Genomic DNA, 20425 nt, shown 5'->3' on the forward strand with positions numbered 1-20425 from the left:
ATGGAAGCGCTTCTTAAGGACTGAGGTGAGACCGCCGGCACTGCGCCTCCAGCGCCATCCGGCACAACGCATAAGGACGGCAGCCCGTGTGGCTGCCGTCAATTAAAGGACGGCCCAACCGCTGAAGGAAACGTCATGAAGACGATGGGAAAATCAACTGAGAGCAACCGCCTGGAGCAATCAATATTTGGCTGGTTCGAGCAGCGTCTCAATCCCTTTCCGAGCGAAGAGCCCGTCGCCCCTCCTAAAGGTCTTTTTGCCTTCTGCTGGCACTACAGCAAAACGGCTGCGCCTTGGCTCGGCTTGATAGCCGTGCTGACGGCGCTGATCGCGATCGGCGAGGTGGCCCTCTTCCAGTTCCTCGGCGACATCGTCGGCTGGCTGACCAACGCCGACCGTGCCACATTCCTGGAGAGAGAAGGCCACAAGCTTTTCTGGATGGCGGCGCTGGTGCTGGTCGGCCTGCCGCTGACGGCCGCGCTCGAGTCTTTCATCATGCATCAGGTGATGCTCGGCAATTATCAGATGAGCGCACGCTGGCAGATGCACCGCTTCCTGCTGCGCCACAGCATGTCGTTCTTCGTCAACGAGGCGGCCGGGTGCGTCGGGACCAAAGTGATGCAGACCTCGATCGCGGTACGCGAAACGGTGATCAGGATCCTCGATGTCTTCGTCTATGTCATCATCTACTTCCTGACGATGATCGTCATGGTTGCGGCAGCCGACTGGCGGCTGATGATCCCGATCCTTGTCTGGCTCGCGGTCTATATCGGTATCGTTGCCTATTTCGTGCCGCGGCTTCGCAAGATTGCTGCGGCGCAGGCGGATGCGCGCTCAATGATGACGGGACGTGTGGTCGACTGCTATACGAATATCGAGACGATCAAGCTGTTTTCGCATGCGGGCCGCGAGGAGGTCTACGCCAGGGAAAGCATGGGCGAGTTCCTGCAGATCGTGCACAAGCAGTTGCGCAAGGTGGCGCTCTTCCACATCTGCGTCTACCTGAACAACTGCGTGGCGCTCTTCGTCATCTCGGGCCAGTCGATCTGGTTCTGGCTGAGCGGAGCAATCTCGGTCGGCACCATTGCCATCGCAATCGGTCTTGCCACGCGCTTCAACTTCATGTCGCAATGGATCATGCGGGAAGTCACGGCGCTGTTCGAGAATATTGGCACGGTCTATGACGGCATGGAGATGATGAGCAACCAACACGAAATCGTCGACAAGCCGGGCGCACCCACTTTGATGGCAAAGAAGGGTGCGATCCACTATGACCGCATCCGCTTCCACTACGGCAAGAGCGAGAGCATCATCGATGACGTTTCGCTCGACATCAGGGCCGGCGAGAAGATCGGTCTGGTCGGCCGCTCCGGCACCGGCAAGACGACGCTGATGAGGCTGTTGCTGCGTTACTATGATCCCGAGGCCGGCCGCATCACCATCGACGGGCAGGATATCGCCGGCGTTTCGCAGGAAAGCCTACGCTCACAGATCGGCGTGGTCACGCAGGACACTTCGCTGCTGGATCGCTCGATCCGTGACAACATCGCTTATGGTCGTCCCGAAGCAACGGACGACGAGGTGATCGAGGCCGCCAAACGTGCCAATGCCTGGGAGTTCATCGAAGGCCTGGTCGACATGCAGGGCCGCGCGGGACTCGACGCCCACGTCGGCGAACGCGGCGCCACGCTCTCCGGCGGCCAGCGGCAGCGCATCTTGATCGCCCGTGTCTTCCTGAAGGACGCGCCGATCCTGGTGCTCGACGAGGCAACCTCGGCACTCGATTCGGAAGTCGAGGCGGCGATCCAGAAAAACCTCTTCGCCTTGATGGAGGGCAAGACGGTGATCGCGACCGCCCACCGGCTGTCGACGCTGACGGAGATGGATCGGCTGATCGTGCTCGACAAGGGCCGGATCATCGAAGCCGGCTCGCACAGCGAGCTGATCGCAGGAGGCGGCATCTATGCCGATCTTTGGAACCTCCAGTCCGGCGGCACCCTCTCCAATCACCCCGAGGAAGCGGAAGTGGCAGCGGAATAGGAAGAAATGAGGCCCTCCCCATGGAAGCGGGGAGAGCCTCTCGAATTCTTGCCGGACGGTGCTGACGACCGGCGGAGGTTACCTCATTTCATAAGCTGTCGCTTGATCGATCACGCCGTGATGCTCGATGAGTGCTCCTTCTGGCCGATCCAAGTGACAATTGCCTCGGCGACGATCGCGTCGCGCGGCAGGAAGGGCAGGCAACTCAGCGTCAATTTCAGTAGCCTCTTAGGTCGTCGCATTCCCGATGCCCGAACTGCTTGCGTGCAGCGACCACATCGGGATTCAAAATGTCTACCTCCCGGCGAAAGCTCCGGCCATTACGGCGACTGGGGTACCGGGTCGACGTCTGGCACCATGTTCCGGGAGATGTCGCACAGCTTGATCGAATGGCACTCCGATGAATAGGCGCTTTTAGATCGTCTCATGACTGACAGAAATCGGATGCAGCTCCAGGCGCGTCTGGCCGGCAATCTGCTGCGGCGACGAGCCATGCAGGATGCGCTTGATCACTGATTGGCGCAGCTGCGCGAACCAATCAAGTTTGCCCAGCTTGGCACGCCGTTTTCCCGCCATGTCATTGCCATCGTGCACTAGATGTTTGATCCCGGATTTTGATGGTGCAATCTTCTCACAGGCTTGGAGGGATTCGCTGTGGGACAAATTCTGCATGGGAGCGCCACGACGACAGAGGCGATCCGTCGAGCAATACAAAATAGTCAAGCGAGCTTGAGGGTTCTTGCGAAGCGGTATGGGATCAATCAGAAGACGGTCGCCAAATGGAGGAAACGAACGTCGACGACCGATTTGGTGACCGGAAGAACTGAGGTCGACAGTTCTGTCGATCGAGGAGGAAGCGGTGATCGTTGCTTTCCGGCGTTATACGCTGCTGCCCCTCGACGACTGACTCTACGCGCTGCAACCGACCATTCCGCATCTGACACGCTCGTCACTGCATCGTTGTCTGCAGCGCCATGGCATTTCCAAGCTTGTCGATGTCGAAGGCGACAAACCCGTCCGCAAGAAGTTCAAAGCCTATCCGCTCGGCTACCTCCACATCGACATTGCCGAAGTCCGCACCGAGCAAGGCAAGCTCCATATGTTCGTCGCCATCGACCGAACATCGAAGTTCGCCTACGTCGAACTGCGCGAGAAGGCTCCAACGGCCGTCTCCAGAGAGTTTCTGCTCCGTCTGATCACAGCCGCTCCGTACAAAATCCACACTGTTCTCACCGACAATGGCATCCAGTTCACCACGCCCGGGGCGGGCGGCTCAGCTGTTCCGCTTATCAAGGAAGCGATCGAAAATGGCGAGATATTCCGGGCTCATGCTTTCGAATATACCTGCGCCAAGAACGATATCGAACACCGGACCACCAAGCCGAAACATCCCTGGACCAATGGCCAGGTCGAGCGAATGAACCGGACGATCAAGGATGCAACCGTCAAACGCTGTTACTACGAGAGCCATGATCAGCTTCGTCAGCACCTGGCTGACTTCGTCGCCGCCTACAATTTCGGCCGTCGCCTCAAGACCCTCAAAGGTCTCACGCCCTACGAATTCATTTGCAAACAATGGACAAAAGAGCCCGAACGATTCAGACTCGATCCAACCCATCAAATGCCGGGACTAAACATCTAGTAACCCACGAGGTCCGGCATCTCACGACCCTCGAAGGTATTGCGACGCTCACGGAAATGGTTGAGCATGTCGGTGCAGCTTCTCGGCACGTCAATGCGAACAGGGGAATAGCACGATTGCGACTACAACAGCGCTTCTCTTATAGCCCTCACCGCCGCCAGCGCTGTCCGCGTCCGCGTTGTGCTGACAAATTCCGGCCAACTCGACAGGACAACCGCCGCGAAATCCGATACAGGGTCGATGTAGATCAGTTGCCCGAAGACCCCGCGGGCCATATAGACGCCGCGTGAGGTATCCTCGATCCAGAACTGGTTGTGATATGCGCCGGCCGGCAGAACCTCTTGATAGACGCCGGCGAAGAGTCTTGGATCAGCACCGAAGCGTGTCCCGGCAATCCACTCGGTCGGCACGATACGCCGCCCGTCGGTCTCGCCGCCGCGAAGATGCAGCAGGGCGAAACGGGCATAGTCGCGAAGAGTCGCATTGAATCCGCCGTCACCTAGAGCATAGCCGGCAGCGTCCACGGTGAAATAGGCATCTTCCTCCGCCCCCATCGGCGCCCACAATTCACGGCTTACGAGTTCTGCAAGCGGGGTAGCGGCGGCGCGCTCTAGAACGAAGGATAATACATCCGTCTCGATCGAGCGATAGCGGAAGGAGGTACCGTGCGGGCACTCCAGATCCTTTAAAGACAGGACTAGGTCCCAGATATTCGTGTGCCAGTTCGGGTTCTGACCATTCTTCCAGCCGCTGGCGACATCCAGCTGCGCCATGTGGGAGTCGGGCGCAGTGTAAGTCTCGTCGAAGACCACGCCGCTGGTCATGTCGAGTACGTGCTGGACGGTAGCGCCGCGGTAGGCCGTCGCCTCGAGCTCCGGCAGATAATCCGTCAGGGACGCGGCCGGGTCGACCACTCCGCGGCCGATTAGGATGCCCGCAACGGTGCCGACGACAGACTTGGCAACCGATTGCGACAGGTGCTGGGTATGCGAGGTCATGCCGTTCAAGTAGCGCTCGGCGACGATCTTGCCGCCATGGAGAACCAGAAAGCCATCGGCATAGCTCGTCTCGAGAAAACTGCCAATGGTATGGGCCTCCCCCTCCGCCGCGAAGGGAATGGCATCGATATCCCGAAGATCGGCTGGTAATGGGCTTGCCGGCCCCGCTCCGCGCCAGACCTTTGTGGTTGGCAGCAGGTCCCGGACATGTTGGAAGGTCCAGCGATTCCAGGGCGAGCGGTCCCAATCTTGCTTTGGAACGAGAGGATTACCGGGCGCAGTCGGATCACGGAATGGCGAGATACTGGTCATGCATGCTCTCGTTTGCGGTTTGGAATGGATCAATCGTTGCGGCGGAGATAGCTGCCTCCGACGAACTCCCCGAAGAGGGTGCCCATGTCGCTCATCATGGCGAAGTTAGCCTTAGCCTTCGGCCCTAGTTTGATGGCAACGGCGTCGATGAGCAGATTAAGCACGACACTAAGGCTTGCCGTGGAATCCCAGAAGGTTTTCACATGGGTATGCGCCTCAAAGACGAAGCGCGTATACGCAAAAGCCCAGTGGCTGAACTTGTCGGTGACGATGACCAACGGCATGTCCATCGACTTCAGCTTCTCCAGCAGCTTGATGCCGCGCGTCGCGTACGAGGCCGTGTCAACGAGGACGACTGCACTCTGCTTGGGATCTGCATTGATGATCTCGCCAAACGTGCCCGAAGCGTTGTCAATGAAAATCACGTTAGAGCGCGCCCAGAGCAGGCGGCTGGCGAAATCCATGGCCAGCCCCTTGGAGGCCTGGAAGCCGACGACATAGACGGTGCGCGCCTTCACGAGCAGGTATGCGGCCTCGTCCCACGCGTCGGTGGTAGTCAAGGCGTAGGCCTTCACGATAGCCTCGAGTTCCAGCCGCAGGCTTTCCTGCAGCATCTGCTGTCGGCCTTCGCGCATCGGAAAGCGGGCCATGTAGTCGTCGACTTCGCTGTCCTTCTCCGCGACCGCGACGCGCAACCGCTTCTTGAGGTCTCGCAGGTTCTCGAACCCGAGGCCACGAACGAACCGCGTGACGGTCATTTCGCTGACGCCCACCGCCTCAGCTATGCTGCTGCCGGTCTCGAAGGGCAATATCTGGACATTATCCAAGATATAGGCGGCCAGGCTTTGCTCCGAGGGCGACAAATCGGACATGCGGTCGCGCAAGATCGCTTCGATGTCTATCTTCTGCTCAACGTCGCTTGATCCCTTAGCATTTTTGCCGCTTCGTGCTTTCACCACAGTGACATACTCCTAGAAATCGCCGGCGTGAATGGCTGGACGCCCCTGCCCCCAGACGCCGGGAGCTCTGTCCACCTCTTCCTCGATTTGCCGCGCCGCCGCAAGCAGCAGATCCTCCCGTCCGAAACGGGCGACAAGCTGAATCCCGATCGGTAGACCATCCCGGCTGCGTCCAAGTGGCAGGGAAATTGCGGGCTGACCCGTCGCATTGAACAATGCAGTATAGGTCTCCTTCGGCGCAAGATCACTGAATACATCTTCCACATCGATGCCCGCTCGATCGGGATCAAACGTGCCGATTAACTCCGGGAGCATTGCGTTGGTCGGTGTCAGCAGGAGATCATATCCGGCAAGGAAGCGCCCAACCTGCCGCGTCACCCGATCATAGGCGGCAAGCGCGTCGATAAGCTGTGCACCGCTGATGCCAAGCCCCCATCGATAAAGTGTATATACGCTTGTACCAAGCGCTTCCTCGAGCGAGCGGTTCATATGCCGCGCCATCGCTGGCATATGAGCCGCGGCGTCGGCGGCCCAGATGACCTTCTGAGCCTGGAGGAAGCTCGGATAGTCAAAGTCCGGCGACGCCTCCTCGACATGGTGGCCTAGGGACGAAAGCCGCTCCGCCGCCGATCTTGCAGCGGTGACAACCTCCGGGTCGATCTGCACACCGGACCACGAGCGCGTGCACAGAGCGATGCGCAGCCCCTTCGGCCGGCGCTTGGTGGCATCGAGATACGTGCCCATCGGCGGCACGATCTCATAGCCGTCACCGACGTCGGGGCCATGGCACAGGTCGAGCAGGGCTGCTGTATCGCGGACTGAGCGTGTCAGCATAAACGCCGTTGCCAGGCCGAGAAGCGGGGCATTCGCATTCGGTGCGCCCGTAACCCGGCCGCGTGAAGGTTTCAGACCGATCAAGCCGCAGAACGCGGCCGGATTGCGAATTGATCCACCGCCGTCGCTGCCCTGCGCGAAAGGCACGATGCCGGCGGCAACGGCCGCGGCCGCGCCGCCGCTGGAACCGGCAACGCCGCGCTCCGGATTCCAAGGATTGCGCGTTGCGCCGTAGAGGGCGGATTCCGTCACCGCCGGCACGCCGAATTCGGAACTCGTCGTACGGCCGACATTGTTTAAGCCGCCTGCTCTTAACCGCCTCCAGTAGACGGCGTCATGGCCGGCGTGGAAACCTCGTGCGAGTCGGCTGCCGAAGTCGGCCGGGCGGCCCGCCTCGATCGGAAAGTCCTTGGTGAGGGTCGCAATGCCGCCGAAGGGGGTGGCGGACGCCACCTCCGACAGGGTCTCGAGTCTGTCCGGATAGAGTTCGATAACGGCATTCAACGCAGGATTCACGGCCGCGACGGCCCGTTCGACGCACCTGCCGAGCTCCTTCGGTGTGACCTCGCCTTTCGCCAGTAGATGGGCGAGGCCGGTTCCATCATGGGCTGCATATTCATCAAGGCGCATGCGTCACTACCGATTGTGAAGGTGGAACTGTCCCCGCCGCCGGCAGCCGAGCCAGCGAGCCGACCAGCGCCTGTGTATAAGGGTCCTGCGGCGTGGACAGAACCTGCCGTGCCACTCCCTGCTCAACGACGCGACCGGCTTTAAAGACATAGACGCGCTGGCAGATGCTGCTTACTATGGCAAGATCGTGCGAGATATAAAGCAGCGTCAGCGAGCGCTCACGCTGGAGCCGCACGAGCAATTCCAGGATCTGCGCCTGCGTCGTGACATCGAGCGCCGAGGTGATTTCGTCCGCGATGAGAAGCTGCGGTTTCAGCGCCAACGCTCGTGCAAGGCCGACGCGCTGACATTGGCCGCCGGAAAGCTGCTGCGGCTTGCGATCGTGCAGGTTGCCCGGCAATTCAACCATATCCAGTAAGACGGCGGCCTCTTTCCGCGCCGCCTTTCGGTCCGCGATGCCATGCCGCCAGATCGGCTCAGCGACGGCCTCGGAGATGGTAAGACGTGGATTGAGTGAATCGTACGGGTTCTGGAATACCATCTGCACACGGCGACGGAAAGCCGTCAGCGCCTCCCCCGCAAGCGCGCCGACATCCTGCCCGCCCAGACGGATCGCGCCGCCGCTCGGCGTGTTCAGGCGAATGATCGACCGGGCAAGCGTGCTCTTGCCGGAGCCGCTTTCGCCGACGATGCCAACTGTTTCGCCGGTATTGATCTTCAGATCTATGCCGTCGAGAGCGCGGAAGGAATGGCTGCTTCCGAAACTGCCGAGCAAGCTCTTCCCGAAAGGGAACGTCACCGAGAGGTTTTCCACGTGGAGCAGCGGAGTTGCCTGAACTGGATCGGCCGGCATGCCATACTTTTTGCGGCCAGGCTGGGAATCGATCAGTAGCCTTGTATACGGGTGGCGTGGCCGGTTGATAACCTCGTTGATCGGCCCCTGCTCTACCACCTCGCCGTGGCGCATGACCACGACGCGAGAGCACATATCCGCGACGACGCCGAGATCGTGCGAAATCAGGATAATCGCAAGCCCGTTCTTTCGATTGAGCTCCTTGAGCAGTTCAAGGATGCGTGCCTGCACCGTGACGTCGAGAGCGGTCGTCGGTTCGTCGGCGATCAACAGCTTCGGCTGGCAACCGACCGCGGCGGCGATCATCGCCCGTTGTTTCATGCCGCCGGAAAACTCGTGCGGATATGAGCGTGCGCGCTTTTCCGGCTCGCTGATGCCGACGTCCTCCAGCAGCTTGATTGCGCGTTGTAAGCTTTCGCGCTTACCGATCCCGAGGTGCCGGATCATCGGCGCCGCGACCTGCTGACCGATGCGGCGCAATGGATCGAGATGCGATGCCGGGTTCTGGAAGATCATGCCGACGTCGCGCCCGCGAATGGCACACAGATCGTCGTCACCGAGAGTCAGCAGGTTGCGTCCGTCGAGCCTAACCGTGCCGTCGGCGCGTGCCGTAGCCGACAACAGCCGCATCAGGGCGCGGCAGGTTACGGATTTGCCCGAACCGCTTTCGCCAACGATGCCGAGGATTTCTCCCGGCTCGAGCGTGAACGATACGTTCTTCAACGCTGCGAAACCACCGAAGCTGACGCACAGATCCTTAACGTCAAGTAACGGCGGCTTGCCTTTTCCCCGCCCGCTCATGCCGTAACTCCCATCCGCTGTATCTGCCCCAGCCCATCACCGAGCAGAGCAAAACCCAAGCCGAGCGAAATGGCGGCCAATCCTGGAAACAGGCAGATCCACCAGGCCTGCTGCACGAATGCCTGACCATCAGCGATCATCACGCCCCATTCGGCGAGCGGCGGCTGCGCGCCCATGCCGAGAAAGCCGAAGCTTGCGCCGGCGAGCATCACGAGCACCGCGTCGCTGGCTGCGTAGGCGATGACCGGTCCGATGGCGTTCGGCAGCACATGATGGCTGAGGATGGCGACCGGCGTATAGCCAAGGCATTTCGCTGCCTGAATGTACTCGCTTTCGCGGATCGCCAGTACCTGTGCCCGCACCAACCGCGCATAGCTGACCCAGCCGACAAGGGTCAGCGCCACGATGAAGTTGAGAAGCCCCGGCCCGAGTACGCCGACAATGGCCAGCACCAGAACAAAGAAGGGGAATGCGACAGTCAGGTCATAGATGCGCATGAACACGTTATCGACCATACCGCCGAAATAACCACTCAACAACCCGATCGTCGTGCCTATCAAGAGGGGCGGAAGCACCCCGGCCACGCACAGCAGCAGATCGACCCGACTTGCGAAAAGTATCCGCGAAAAGACGTCGCGACCGACTTGGTCCGTGCCAAACAAATGAGCCGCGCTCGGCGGCGAAAGCATATTCATGATGTCGATGGCATCGGGATCATAAGGCGCGATCGCCGGAGCGGCCAGCGCCGTCAACAGCCATCCGCCCAGAACCACGAGTGCAATCACCATGGTAGGGGTAATGTTGGTGACGGGCGGCGCGGTTTGCACCACAATTGGACTATAATCCATGGCAATCTCCTCAAAGCCGAACGCGCGGATCGATGAACGCGCTGAGCAGGTCCACCATCAGCGTGATCAAGACGGTCGAGACCGCGAAGATAAGCGTCAGGCCCTGCACGACATAGTAGTCGCGACCGAGCAGCGCGTTGACCATCAGCGTGCCGAGGCCAGGCACCGCATAGACGGTTTCGACGATCACGGCGCCGCCGATCATGAAGCCTACCATGACGCCGAGCAGGTTGAGTGTCGGCAGCACAGCATTCGGCAACATGGTCTCCCAGAATATCTGCCGCTCTGTGGCGCCCAGCGCCCGCGCGGCTGTGACGAAGTCGGCCGTTGTCTTTTCGATGAGGGCGGCGCGAAGGCTCTGAGTCAGAACCGGCACCAGCCAGATCGCCGTCGACAAGGCCGGCAGGAACAGGTGATGAAGATGACCGGTGAAACCGGTGCCGTAGCCCGAGACGGGAAACCAGCCGAGGCTGACGCCGAAGACGCGCGACATCATGATGCCCAGCCAGAACACCGGGATTGTGAGACCGGCAATCCCAACCAGACGAATGATCTGGTCGGCCATGCCGCCGGGACGGCGGGCGCCGACAATGGCGAGCACGACTGTCGGTGGGATGGCGAAGCACAGTACATAGCCGGTCAGGAACAGCGTCGGCCACATGAACTGTTCGATAAGCTGGCTCACCGGTCGCTGAAAGCGGAGCGACAGTCCGATATCGCCCGAAGTGAGATTGGCGAGATAGGTCAGGAACTGTCGCCAGAGCGGCAAGTCTAGGCCATATTGCGAGCGAATCGCCGCGATGGTTTCAGCACTCGCCCTCTCCCCGGCAAGAAGCCGCGCGGGATCGCCGGGGGCCATGTGCACCAAGAGGAATGTCACGAGGCTGATACCGGCAAGCACACCGATCAATTGCAGCAGGCGCCGCGTAATGAGTCGCAGAAGGGGCAATCCGGTTCTCCTGTTCGAGCTTCAGGGGGCGAAGGCGGCTCACTGGCCGATGGAGGTTTCTTCCAACGTCCACTGTAGCGAGGGCGTCAGCTTGAGACCCTGGAGACGCTTGGAGTAGGCAACCGGGTTTGGCGCATAGTAGAGGGGGATCTGTGCCACCTCCTCTGTTGTGATCTTCTGAATCTCCTTGTAGATTTCCGCGCGCTTGGCCCGATCAGACTCCTTAGTGCCCTGCTCGACGAGTGCGTCCACCTTCGGGTTCGCATAGAAGGTGTTGTAGGAGTTCGAGCCGCAGGATCCGCACACGGCCCAGCGCACCGCAAGGTCTGGATCGGGGGTCTCGTTGTACCACCAGTTGGCTGCGGCGTCGTAATCGCCTTTACCGGTCGCATCCCACCAAGCACCGCTATCGACATTAACAATCACCGGCTTCAACCCGATCGCTTGCCATTGGGCCTGGATCAGCAGCGCCGTCTGCTGGGACGGCGCATCGGCGGCCGCCAGGATCTTTACCTCGCGCCCCAGCATGCCGGATTGGGCCAATAGTTCCTTTGCCTTGGCGGTATCGTGCGGGATGCCCGGATATTCCTTGTTATGGAAATCGAGGCTGCCCGGCAGCGTGGTGTTAGCCGGTACTGCATAGCCACGCGTGATGGCCACGGCCATCGCCTTGTTATCGATTGCCATGCCCGCCGCCTGCCGCGCCTTCAGATTGGAGAATGGCTCACGCTTGTGATTTAGCAGAGTCATGTAAATTGTGGTCGAAGGCTCGAGCCGCATATCCACCGACTCGGCCGCCTTCAGTTCGTCAATCTGCGCCCACGGCACCGCGCGCACCACGTCAATCTCGCCTGCCTTGAGCATGGCGATGCGAGTTTCCGGAGACGTGATCTCGATCAGTTCCACCGTGGCGTTCGACTTCGGATAGCCCTTGCGCCAGTAGTGCGAATTGGGTTGGAGAATGAGCTTCTCGTTCGGCTTCCACTGCTTGACTTCATAGGGTCCGGAGGTAACCGGGACCGTAGCGAAAGCTGCTTCTTCGCCGCGCTTCTCGACATCGCTCTTCGAGACGATGCCCATGTTCCAGATTTCCGCGTTGCCGAGGAACGGCGCGAAGGCCGACTTGAGCGTGACTACCACGGTTTTCGCATCCGCCACTGTCACCGATTCCACGGCCCCCAACGGCGCGGGATAACTCGATTTCTTGTCGCTCCGGATACGGTCGAGGCTGAAGGCCACGTCGGCAGCCGTGATCGGAGAACCGTCCGAGAACTGGGCATCGCGCAGATGGAACGTGTAGGTTTTGCCGTCCGGTGAAATTTCCCATTCCTCGGCGAGCCCCGGCTCCAGCGCACCCGATTCGGAGTTGCGGCGCAGCAGGCGCGAATAAAGTTGGCCGTAGGTTTCGATGTTGCCGGCCGCCGCAGAGCGCATCGGATCGAGCGTCGTTGTCTGGTAAGGCGAAGCGACGCGAATGACATCGTCGGCAAGGGCCGGAACTGCCCAACATAAACCGATAGCGACGAGGGCAGCCCCGTGCAACACAGCGCCCGCACCCTTTGGGCGGAATCCGCTCAAGGAATTCATCTTGTTATCCTCCCGATATTCCTTTTGTGCCTTTCGGCGTGAGCAGAGGTTATGTGGCATTATTAACTTTTGTCAACATGAAAGTTGGAAAGATAACATAATCTCGTTCGTGGATCGCGAGCCCAGCACCTTAGCCAGCGACGGCGACGAAATGCACGAAGAGGAGGGCGACGCATTCTTTGAGAAGCCGAGCAATCGAAAGTGATTCGAGGGCGGCCTTTTAGGCGGTGGTCATGCAGGCGCCGAGCTAGTAGTTGCGCTATCAGCTCTGCCATCCAGCGTTGAAGAGAAGTTCCAGGTGCGCCGCTTCGAGGTGAGCCCAGCAAGATCAACCGCTGAGCCCTCGTCTATGCGCCACTGATCGAAAAACAGATCCAGTCCGGTCGAGGACATTGTTGTCATCCTCGATCTGATTGGGAAACGTCTTTCGCCGACGTGCTGTCGATGACGTCTGCAACGTGGTCGCTCGTCGGGGTGCAAATAGCAACGCGGGAGATTGGCCAACGCGCGACGGAGCTGGAACCGAGTCCGATTGCAAACATGCGCCGATCGGCCGGTTGCAACGAAAAACTTTGCGTGATTACCGGCAAACGGCGTGGCCGGTTAAGCGATGTCGAAATAATCGATCTAAACAATCGTCAACTGCTCACCCCCTTGCCTGAAGGTCGGGACGAGGCCGCCGAACTCCCGTCGTTGAAGCGAATGGTGCGCACGTCTTCCTGGAAGTTGGCGCAGGACTGCCGCCAAACTGACCCCGGCCAGACCAGCTCCACCGAAGCGTCGAACGGCCGGTAGACAGCGGTATATAGCGTGCCGCAGCGACGTCCGTAGTGCGTCTGATAGATGGGAGGGCGCTGGAACCCGGAAAGAACCTCTTTGATACCCCCGTAGGCGGACAGCAATTTTTCCACCGCCGCCTCGCGCTCGACAGAGTTAGTGGTCTCGGCGTACCACGCCCATTCTAAGCCGGGCTGGTGGTTGGTACTGACGCGATGCTCCATCACTTCCGCAGGGCGATCCGGATTTACATAGACGGTCGCGTGGTTTCCCTTACGGTCGATCAGCGCGATGGAATAGGACATGTGCACGGGAATATTCCGGAGCATGGTGACGGCTTCGGCCGTGGTGCTGGCAAACTCCAGCACGTAGCGCAGCACAATCGGCACGCCGAATCCCTCCCCCGCGGCAGTGCGCCCGCCGAAGGCGAGCGAGACCGCCAGCCCATCCTCATTGATGCCATCGAGCACGCCCCACAGGCAATCGACCACCGCAACGACGCGTTTACCGTTGAAGCGCGACGCAAGCCAGGTTCCTTGGAGAAGGCGCGGGCTGTAGTCGTAGTTGCGAATGAGCGACGGCTCCGCACCGGTCAAGATCGCCTGCGAGCATGCGCCCACATAGAAGGGCGGGCACCACATGGAAAGGAAGCGGCCTTCGAGATCCCCGCCGCCGGCCGTCTCCACGATGGCTTCGTAGGAAGGCAGCAGTTTCGGCATATATCTCCGCAATGCCTTGAGGCTCGTGGAATAGGTCGGGCGCGAACGGATACCGTCGCGCACGAACCAGCGGCTGTAGGCAGGCCAATGGCGATGGAACACCCGGCGCCATTTGGAACCGGGCACATCTTCGTTGATGGCTTCGAACTGGAGGTCGATGGCGTCCTGCTGTATCTTCAATGGTTCGGCTCCTGCGCTTCGTCGCACTGGATTTCGGTGACCGGCTCGCTGACGTAGAAGCTCTTCATGCGCTTGATCCAGTTGACGGCGCGCTCATTCAGTCCGTAGTCCGCGTTCATGATCCGGCCGCGCATTAAGAGGGCTCCGAGGTCATGGCCCTTCTTTAGGGGGTCGCCCGGGCCGGTGAAGCGCAGGAAGAGTGCCTCCTCATCGCTCTCTATCGCTTGGCGTCGATAGTCGAAGCGGTCGTAGGACACGCTGCCGTCCAGCGCCATGCGGTAGATACCCGTCGCGGGCGCATGGGTGACGATTTCGTTGGCTTCTTCCGTCGACTTGATGATTAGCTGAGACCAGTGATCGATGGATTCCTCGCGTGCCCAACGATCGTTCAGTTCCTTAACGTCGATTTCGTAGCCGACACCGGAAAATTCCATCATGTGAAACAGGACGAGCGGCGCATCGGCGTAGGCAAAGGCGGCCTGGTTTGTCAGCGGGCTTGCGCCGGATATGCGCGGGTTGAGCTCGCCGAGATAGACTTCGTTGTTCTCATCGATGAGGAAATCGACGTTGAAACAACCGCGATAGCCTCTCTCGTACAACTTGTTGCCGAGGCGCTGAGCCATGTCGCGCGCATCGGCGCGAACCTTTTCGGGAAATGCGCCGGCGAAGATTTCATTGCCAGCCCAGCCGCCCCTCTTGGGAGTCAGCTCCGGCTTTCCGACGACTTCGGTCATAAGTGGGGTGAGGAGTGTGCCGGAGGCCGTGGCGCAGCCCTCCATAGTCGCGCTGCGGCAGTTGATGCGTTTCATGATCTTGACCTCGTTCTCCGCAGCGATTTTTTCGGCCTCCCGGTTGTAGTCATCTTCGCTGGCGATGAAGAAGGTTGTGTCGCCGCTATCACCGTAGGCGGTCTGAACCACGAGGTCGGCGCCGAGGCCGGCCCTTCTCGCCAAAGAAAGAAGTTCCTCATAGGTGCGAGCGGGGCCAATGGTGTTAGGCACCGAGCGCACGCCTGCCTCATTGCCGATGCGCACGGTCTCTATTTTGTCGTCGCAGTGGTGGCGCAACCTGGCCGGAGGATGCCAGATCTCGATGCCGCGTTCCTCGCAGAGTGCTTCGGTCTTCTCGTCAAACATCAGGAAGAGGACAACTGGGCGGACACCGAGCCTGGTTATATGGTCGATCACCTCCGGGTGCTGGAGCAGGTAGTTGGTGATTTCCTCGAAGCTCTTGGGTTCGATACCGGGGATATTGGAGGGAACGAAGACGTTCGGATGCCGCCCGTCGAAGGGATCGATGTAGCTGATGAACGTGAAGTTCCCCACCCATCCCTCGATGCCCATCAGATTGAAAGGCGACGCTGAGATGAAACAGATCGGACGTTTGTTGTGGCGCATGAAGTCGCGAAGCTCGGCGATAGTGCGAATCATTTTCACAATTAGGCCTTGTGGTTCGGGTGTTTCTTGCACTTGATTGCGCTTCTTTTCCTCGTTCTTCATCGACATACCTGCTCCTGATTTGCTAGCGAAATCGCGGACGCGCAGATGTAGATTGGCGCGTGACGGATGAGAGACCCATGTTTTTGAAGAAGCACGCTCACGACTCGCCTCCATGCTCGGGAGTGGACTTTCTTGCGCTCAGAACTTTGCTGAGCGTTTCCTCCCTGAAAATCCACAAACCCAGTTCATGTTCGAAGCCGTGTATTTCGCGAACATCGAGCGCGCGCAGGTATTTGAGGCTCGGAATGTCGATCACCTGACCCGGCACGAGAATGGGCGAGCCCGGCGGATAGGGGACGACGAGGCTAGCAGAAACCACCACGCGACCCCCGGAAATGGCGCGTTCGGCGTCGGCGGGCTGGAGATATTCGCAGTTGTCATCTTCCATGGCCAGGTCGTTCGCCTGGCCCATGTCGCCGTCCTCGGTCTCCATATTCGGGCGGAACGCCGGATGGAAACTTGAAAAGGGTGGCAGGGGCTGTTGCAGCGCCAGCGAGCGAACTTTATCATCGTGAATGCTCCGCTCTATTTTGGAGAAATTGCGCGCTCTTTCTTCGCAGTCGAGCGCGATCTTCCGCAGCACCTGAATGAAATTGGCAACGTCGGAGCGCGTGGTGCCGATAGTGGTCATGGCCAATATGGTATTACGCGTGGTTTTGTTGATTTGGACATCGCACTTATCCATCAGGTGCTTCTTGAGCGTGTCGCCACTCCAGCCGGTCGCGCTGGTTTCCAGAGTGATATGCGTCGGGTCGAGGACGAATTCATCCGTCCGCCAGGACTTTTCGAAATTTCTCCAGCCGGACTTGTCGTCGAAATAGGATTCCGCATTCGACTCGCGATATTCCGCTGGTACGAGATCGCCGACGCCGAGGACCCGGAAATACTTCGAAAGCAGCGGATCGCCTGACACTTGCTGGCGCAGGCTCATGGCGCGTTCCCGCTGGTGCTGGACGCGCTTGTAACCTTCCAGCTCCATCTGTGAGCGGCTGAGGTCGAGCGTTGCCAGGATCTGGTAGTTTGGTGAGGTTGTGGTATGCGTTTTATAGGCATCACCGAAGGCTTTCTCGTTAAAATCCTGATCCCTGATGTGGATCATCGAGCCCTGGCGCAGTGCCGTCAGCTTCTTGTGCGTCGACTGGGTCGCATAGACCCGGAGCCGCGCCTTCGACGGATCTGCCAGGAGCCGCGTGTTCAGGATCCTTTCGTCGTCCGCCCAGGCGTCGGCGCCGAATTCGGCGCTGAAGGCCTTATAGCTGGCGGCATAGTCCGGGTCCTGAAACATCGCTTCAAGCTCGGCGGCGGCTCCCATAGCCGTGCGCTGCCGGTAGGTCGGATTAAAGTAAGCAAAGGCGAACCAGGCCTCATCCCACAAGAAGGCGAGATGCGGCGCGATCGCCAGGCATTCCTTCATCACGCGCTTGGGGTCACAGACGATACCATCGAAGGTGGAGTTGGTGAGGATCAGCAGACGAACGCGAGCGAGCGTGCCGGCGTGCTTGTGGTCGAGAAGTTTCCGCTTCAGTTCCTCCACGGGCACTGCGCCATACATGGAATAATCGTTCAGCGGGTAGGCATCCAGATAGTCCACCCGCGCACCCGCCCGCATCAGCCCACGATGAACTGATGTGTGGTTGTTTCGGTCGGCTATTACCACATCGCCTCGCTTGACAAGGGCCTGCAACACGATGTTGTTAGCCCCCGAAGTGCCGTTGGTGCAAAAGAAGGTGCGCTTGGCACCAAAAGCGCGCGCGGCCTTTTCCTGCGCAATCTTCAGCGGGCCGCGTGGCTCGAGCAGGGAATCCAGGCCGCCCGAGGTAGCAGAGGTCTCCGCCTTGAACAGGGTCGGGCCATAGAACTGCGCACGATCACGGATCCAGTTCGAATTCATGATCGATTTGCCGCGGGAAGCCGTCAAGGCGTGGAAGTTGCTTATCGGCCGTTCAGCGTGACCCTTTACGCCATTGAACCAGTCAGCATTGTAGCGCCGTGCGACGCCGCGCATGATGGAGGGATAGAGTTCGTCGCAGTCTGCCTCAGGGTAGAAGGCACGCTCAAAAGTCTCGCCCATGCGCGCGGCGATGTCTTCGACATTCGAACCGGCGACGAGATGGAGGTCGACCTCTGGCCTAAGCTTCGCAATCTCGCGGCCGAGCAGCGGGCCGCGCTCGGACTCCGAAGTGGCCTCGAAAAGGACGTCCAGCTCGTCGAGAACCGAGTGCAGCGTGTCCAGATGACAATCCTGCGAGCGGAAGGCAAAGTCGTCATGGATAACCGCAGCTTGGATCATGGGGTTGACACTCACTGCGTTCAGAGCATCCTCGCAAGTCTGGACGAAGACAGCGTCGAAGGCGAAATCGCCAATCCCGGTGTTGCGCTTCAGCCAGCGGCGTCGGGCCTTCTCCTCGGAGGTCGACATGTTGCCGACGAACAGCACCTCGGAATAGCGCTCACGGTGGGCCAGGCTAGCGACCTTCTTTCTAAATCTCCGAGCCTGGAGATGCGCCCCGACCAGCTCCTTACTCTGTATCAACCCCTTCAGCTTTGCGAAGGCGCGTGCACCGGGACTAGCGAAGTAGGTCTCTAGAGATGACAGGGTCTCAATTGCGCACGTCACCTGCCGATTAGCTGCAGTGAAATCGGCATGGTCGGCGGAAATAGTCGAAAGCCGCCCCAGATTGTCTTCCAATGATTTCCAATTGTCACAGCGGAGTTCCGAAATGCTGAGACAATTATTTAGCGATGTTTCGGGGGTACTCGTTGCCATCGTCTTCTCCAATTCGCTCTCCGCGGGGTGGATGCCGCGACCTAACGCGGCTGGTCCCGTCCCAGCCCGAGAACAATTTTCAAGCGTCGTGCCAATCGAAGTGATTAATGGGGGCAGAACGAAATGAGCTGCTGTTGCAAACACTTAGTGGGATAAAATACCGGACCGAGGAATCATAAAGCGCTGTCACGAATTCGACAAAGGAGACGACAATGTCGCACATCTGTCGTGATGTTCCGGAAGAGGCCGAGGAGTGTAGGCAGCAAGCACTTCTTGCCCGAATGAGCTGCACTCGATGAAAATGCTGCAATGGAAAGCCGCGCGGTGCTCTAGCGAAATCGTTTGCGGTCAAGAATCTTGCAAGCAGTGTTGCACGCCTGCCAAGCGCGAGCAGCCACCCATGTCGCGAGCCTGACAAAGCTGTTGCATTGTGGACCGCTAGCCAAGCCCGCCCGAAACACGCAATTTACACACCGCATAACCGGCCTGGCACGACGAGTGCTAGGACCGACCGAGACACTCGCCCTCAATCGGTCTGTCGAGAAACGCCTTTACCTTAACGTCGATTTCCTCGCACAGCCGCGACACCTGGCTTTTGGAGATGCCCGACATCCCCATGGCTTTGACCAGATCGTCGACAGAACCTATTGAGATCCCGAGGATATACGCTTCTTGTATGGCTGCCGTCATGGCCTTCTCTGCGATACGTCGCTGTTCAAGAAAGCTCGGGAAATGAGCTTCTTTGCGCAGCTTCGGAATGCGGAGTTAACGGTTCCAGCTCGCGTCCCCAATCGCGGTCACGGTAGCCGTTGCGCTGTGCAAGCCGCAGTGGATTCTTTTCGCCGAATTCAGCACCCTGGCCGACCCCACTTCCAGCTCCATCAGCCGTTCCGCTGCAAAGCCGATCATCTCGCGCAACAAATCTGCATCGGCGCTCTTCTCCACAAGTGGCCACACGCTCATCATGTCATTGGCCATCAGTGATCTTTCCCTGAGGTTGTGTCTGAACAACCCGGCCCTATCGAAAAACACTGATAGCCGCCCGCAAAGCCGATCACCCGCTACAGCGCAACGAGAAGCGCGCGGCACTCAGCTTTGCACCACCTGCGAGGACACGATCGTCACGGGGTCGTGCGGCATTGCTGTTCCTCGGCTCCAACTAGAATGTTTTTGTGTCTCGGTTGGTCTTAGCACCCGCCGTGCCAGGCCGATTGTGCGGTGTGTAACGTGCGGGTTTCGGGCGGGTGGACTTCGACAGTTTGTCGGGTTCGCGCCACGGGTGGCTGCATGCGCTTGGCAGGGGTGCAACACTGCTTGCGAGATTTTTAACCGCAAAAGATTTCGCTAAAGCACCGCGCCGCTTTGCATCGCCGGCATTTGCATCAAGTGCGGCTCATTCGGCCAAGAAGTGCTTGCGCATTGGCGCTTCTATTCCGCGGCCTCTTCCGGAACATCACTACAGATGTGCGACATTGTCGTCAACTTTGTCGGCTTCGTGACACGCTTTAGGACTCTTCGTCCGGGTATTTTATCCCCCTAAGTGTTTGCAGCAGAAGGCACTTTCGTTCTGCCCCATCAATCAGCTCAATTGGCACGACGCTTGAAAATTGTTCTGGTGAAAACCGGTCGCGGCATCACCTCGGTCGGTTCGAATACGGAAAGGAAGAAATAATGACTGCTCTGCATGGGAACTGGGTGTTTGGAAAGGCGGACTACGCCACATGGGGGCCATACCTCGGACAAGTTTACTCCCGGTTTAAGAAAACATCACCTGTACTCCCAGGCCCTAAAAAGGTGTTCAGCCCCGGTGCAAAGAAGGTTAGCGCGCAACGGTCGCCAAAAGCTCATGGGCTGCGAGGCACATGTTGCGACCGACCGAGCGCAGCAGACACCCTTTGTCGCAAATCTGACAAAGCTGTCGCGCTGGGACCCCTGGCGAAAGCGGATTGATCCGAAATCCCTAGGTTAATCAGCGCGCCATCGGCCTGGCACGACGAGTGCTAGGACAACCGAGACAGCAAGAAAGGAAG

At 59.4% G+C, this 20425-nt stretch carries 12 protein-coding genes and 2 pseudogenes; 2 read left to right on the forward strand and 12 right to left on the reverse strand.

Annotation, left to right across the window (positions count from 1 at the left end):
* The first annotated feature begins 183 nt into the window (after positions 1–183).
* Positions 184–2040, forward strand: coding sequence for an ABC transporter ATP-binding protein (locus A6U98_RS23515; protein WP_064653276.1), 1857 nt, complete (start codon positions 184–186; stop codon positions 2038–2040).
* 414 nt (positions 2041–2454) lie between these two features.
* Here A6U98_RS23515 and A6U98_RS37265 read toward each other — a convergent pair whose 3' ends face one another.
* Positions 2455–2712, reverse strand: coding sequence for a hypothetical protein (locus A6U98_RS37265; protein WP_180692587.1), 258 nt, complete (start codon positions 2710–2712; stop codon positions 2455–2457).
* Here A6U98_RS37265 and A6U98_RS23520 point away from each other — a divergent pair.
* Positions 2695–3682 (forward strand): annotated as a pseudogene (locus A6U98_RS23520) (IS481 family transposase). The gene A6U98_RS37265 and the pseudogene A6U98_RS23520 sit on opposite strands and share 18 nt — an antisense overlap.
* 122 nt (positions 3683–3804) lie before the next feature.
* Here A6U98_RS23520 and A6U98_RS23525 read toward each other — a convergent pair.
* The 11 genes and pseudogenes from A6U98_RS23525 to A6U98_RS23580 form a co-directional block, all read right to left on the reverse strand.
* Entirely contained in the window at positions 3805–4992 is a 1188-nt protein-coding gene (locus A6U98_RS23525) for a serine hydrolase (RefSeq protein ID WP_064653256.1), read from the reverse strand.
* Positions 4993–5021: 29 nt separating this feature from the next.
* Complete coding sequence (locus A6U98_RS23530; protein ID WP_064653258.1) at positions 5022–5951, reverse strand: MurR/RpiR family transcriptional regulator; 930 nt, start codon at positions 5949–5951, stop codon at positions 5022–5024.
* A gap of 12 nt (positions 5952–5963) precedes the next feature.
* A complete protein-coding gene (locus A6U98_RS23535) occupies positions 5964–7415 on the reverse strand; it encodes an amidase (RefSeq protein WP_064653260.1) in 1452 nt (483 codons plus the stop codon).
* A complete protein-coding gene (locus A6U98_RS23540) occupies positions 7405–9069 on the reverse strand; it encodes an ABC transporter ATP-binding protein (RefSeq protein ID WP_064653262.1) in 1665 nt (554 codons plus the stop codon). The genes A6U98_RS23535 and A6U98_RS23540 overlap by 11 nt, the downstream gene beginning before the upstream one ends.
* Positions 9066–9917: an ABC transporter permease gene (locus A6U98_RS23545; RefSeq protein ID WP_064653264.1), complete on the reverse strand. Its 852-nt coding sequence runs from the start codon at positions 9915–9917 to the stop codon at positions 9066–9068. The genes A6U98_RS23540 and A6U98_RS23545 overlap by 4 nt, the downstream gene beginning before the upstream one ends.
* A gap of 10 nt (positions 9918–9927) precedes the next feature.
* A complete protein-coding gene (locus A6U98_RS23550) occupies positions 9928–10866 on the reverse strand; it encodes an ABC transporter permease (RefSeq protein ID WP_064653266.1) in 939 nt (312 codons plus the stop codon).
* A gap of 39 nt (positions 10867–10905) precedes the next feature.
* Positions 10906–12453, reverse strand: a complete 1548-nt coding sequence (locus A6U98_RS23555; protein ID WP_064653268.1) for an ABC transporter substrate-binding protein — start codon at positions 12451–12453, stop codon at positions 10906–10908.
* A gap of 638 nt (positions 12454–13091) precedes the next feature.
* Positions 13092–14129: a C45 family peptidase gene (locus tag A6U98_RS23565; protein ID WP_064653272.1), complete on the reverse strand. Its 1038-nt coding sequence runs from the start codon at positions 14127–14129 to the stop codon at positions 13092–13094.
* Complete coding sequence (locus A6U98_RS23570) at positions 14126–15565, reverse strand: biotin carboxylase (RefSeq protein WP_064653278.1); 1440 nt, start codon at positions 15563–15565, stop codon at positions 14126–14128. Before A6U98_RS23570 ends, A6U98_RS23565 begins: the two co-directional genes overlap by 4 nt.
* 160 nt (positions 15566–15725) lie before the next feature.
* Positions 15726–18317 (reverse strand): beta-eliminating lyase-related protein, encoded by a 2592-nt coding sequence (locus A6U98_RS23575; RefSeq protein WP_245304562.1) that lies wholly within the window; start codon positions 18315–18317, stop codon positions 15726–15728.
* A gap of 597 nt (positions 18318–18914) precedes the next feature.
* Positions 18915–19373 (reverse strand): annotated as a pseudogene (locus tag A6U98_RS23580) (transposase); the annotation flags it as partial.
* Positions 19374–20425 lie beyond the last annotated feature (1052 nt).

The organism is Rhizobium sp. WYCCWR10014 (assembly GCF_001657485.1).
Lineage (GTDB): Bacteria > Pseudomonadota > Alphaproteobacteria > Rhizobiales > Rhizobiaceae > Rhizobium.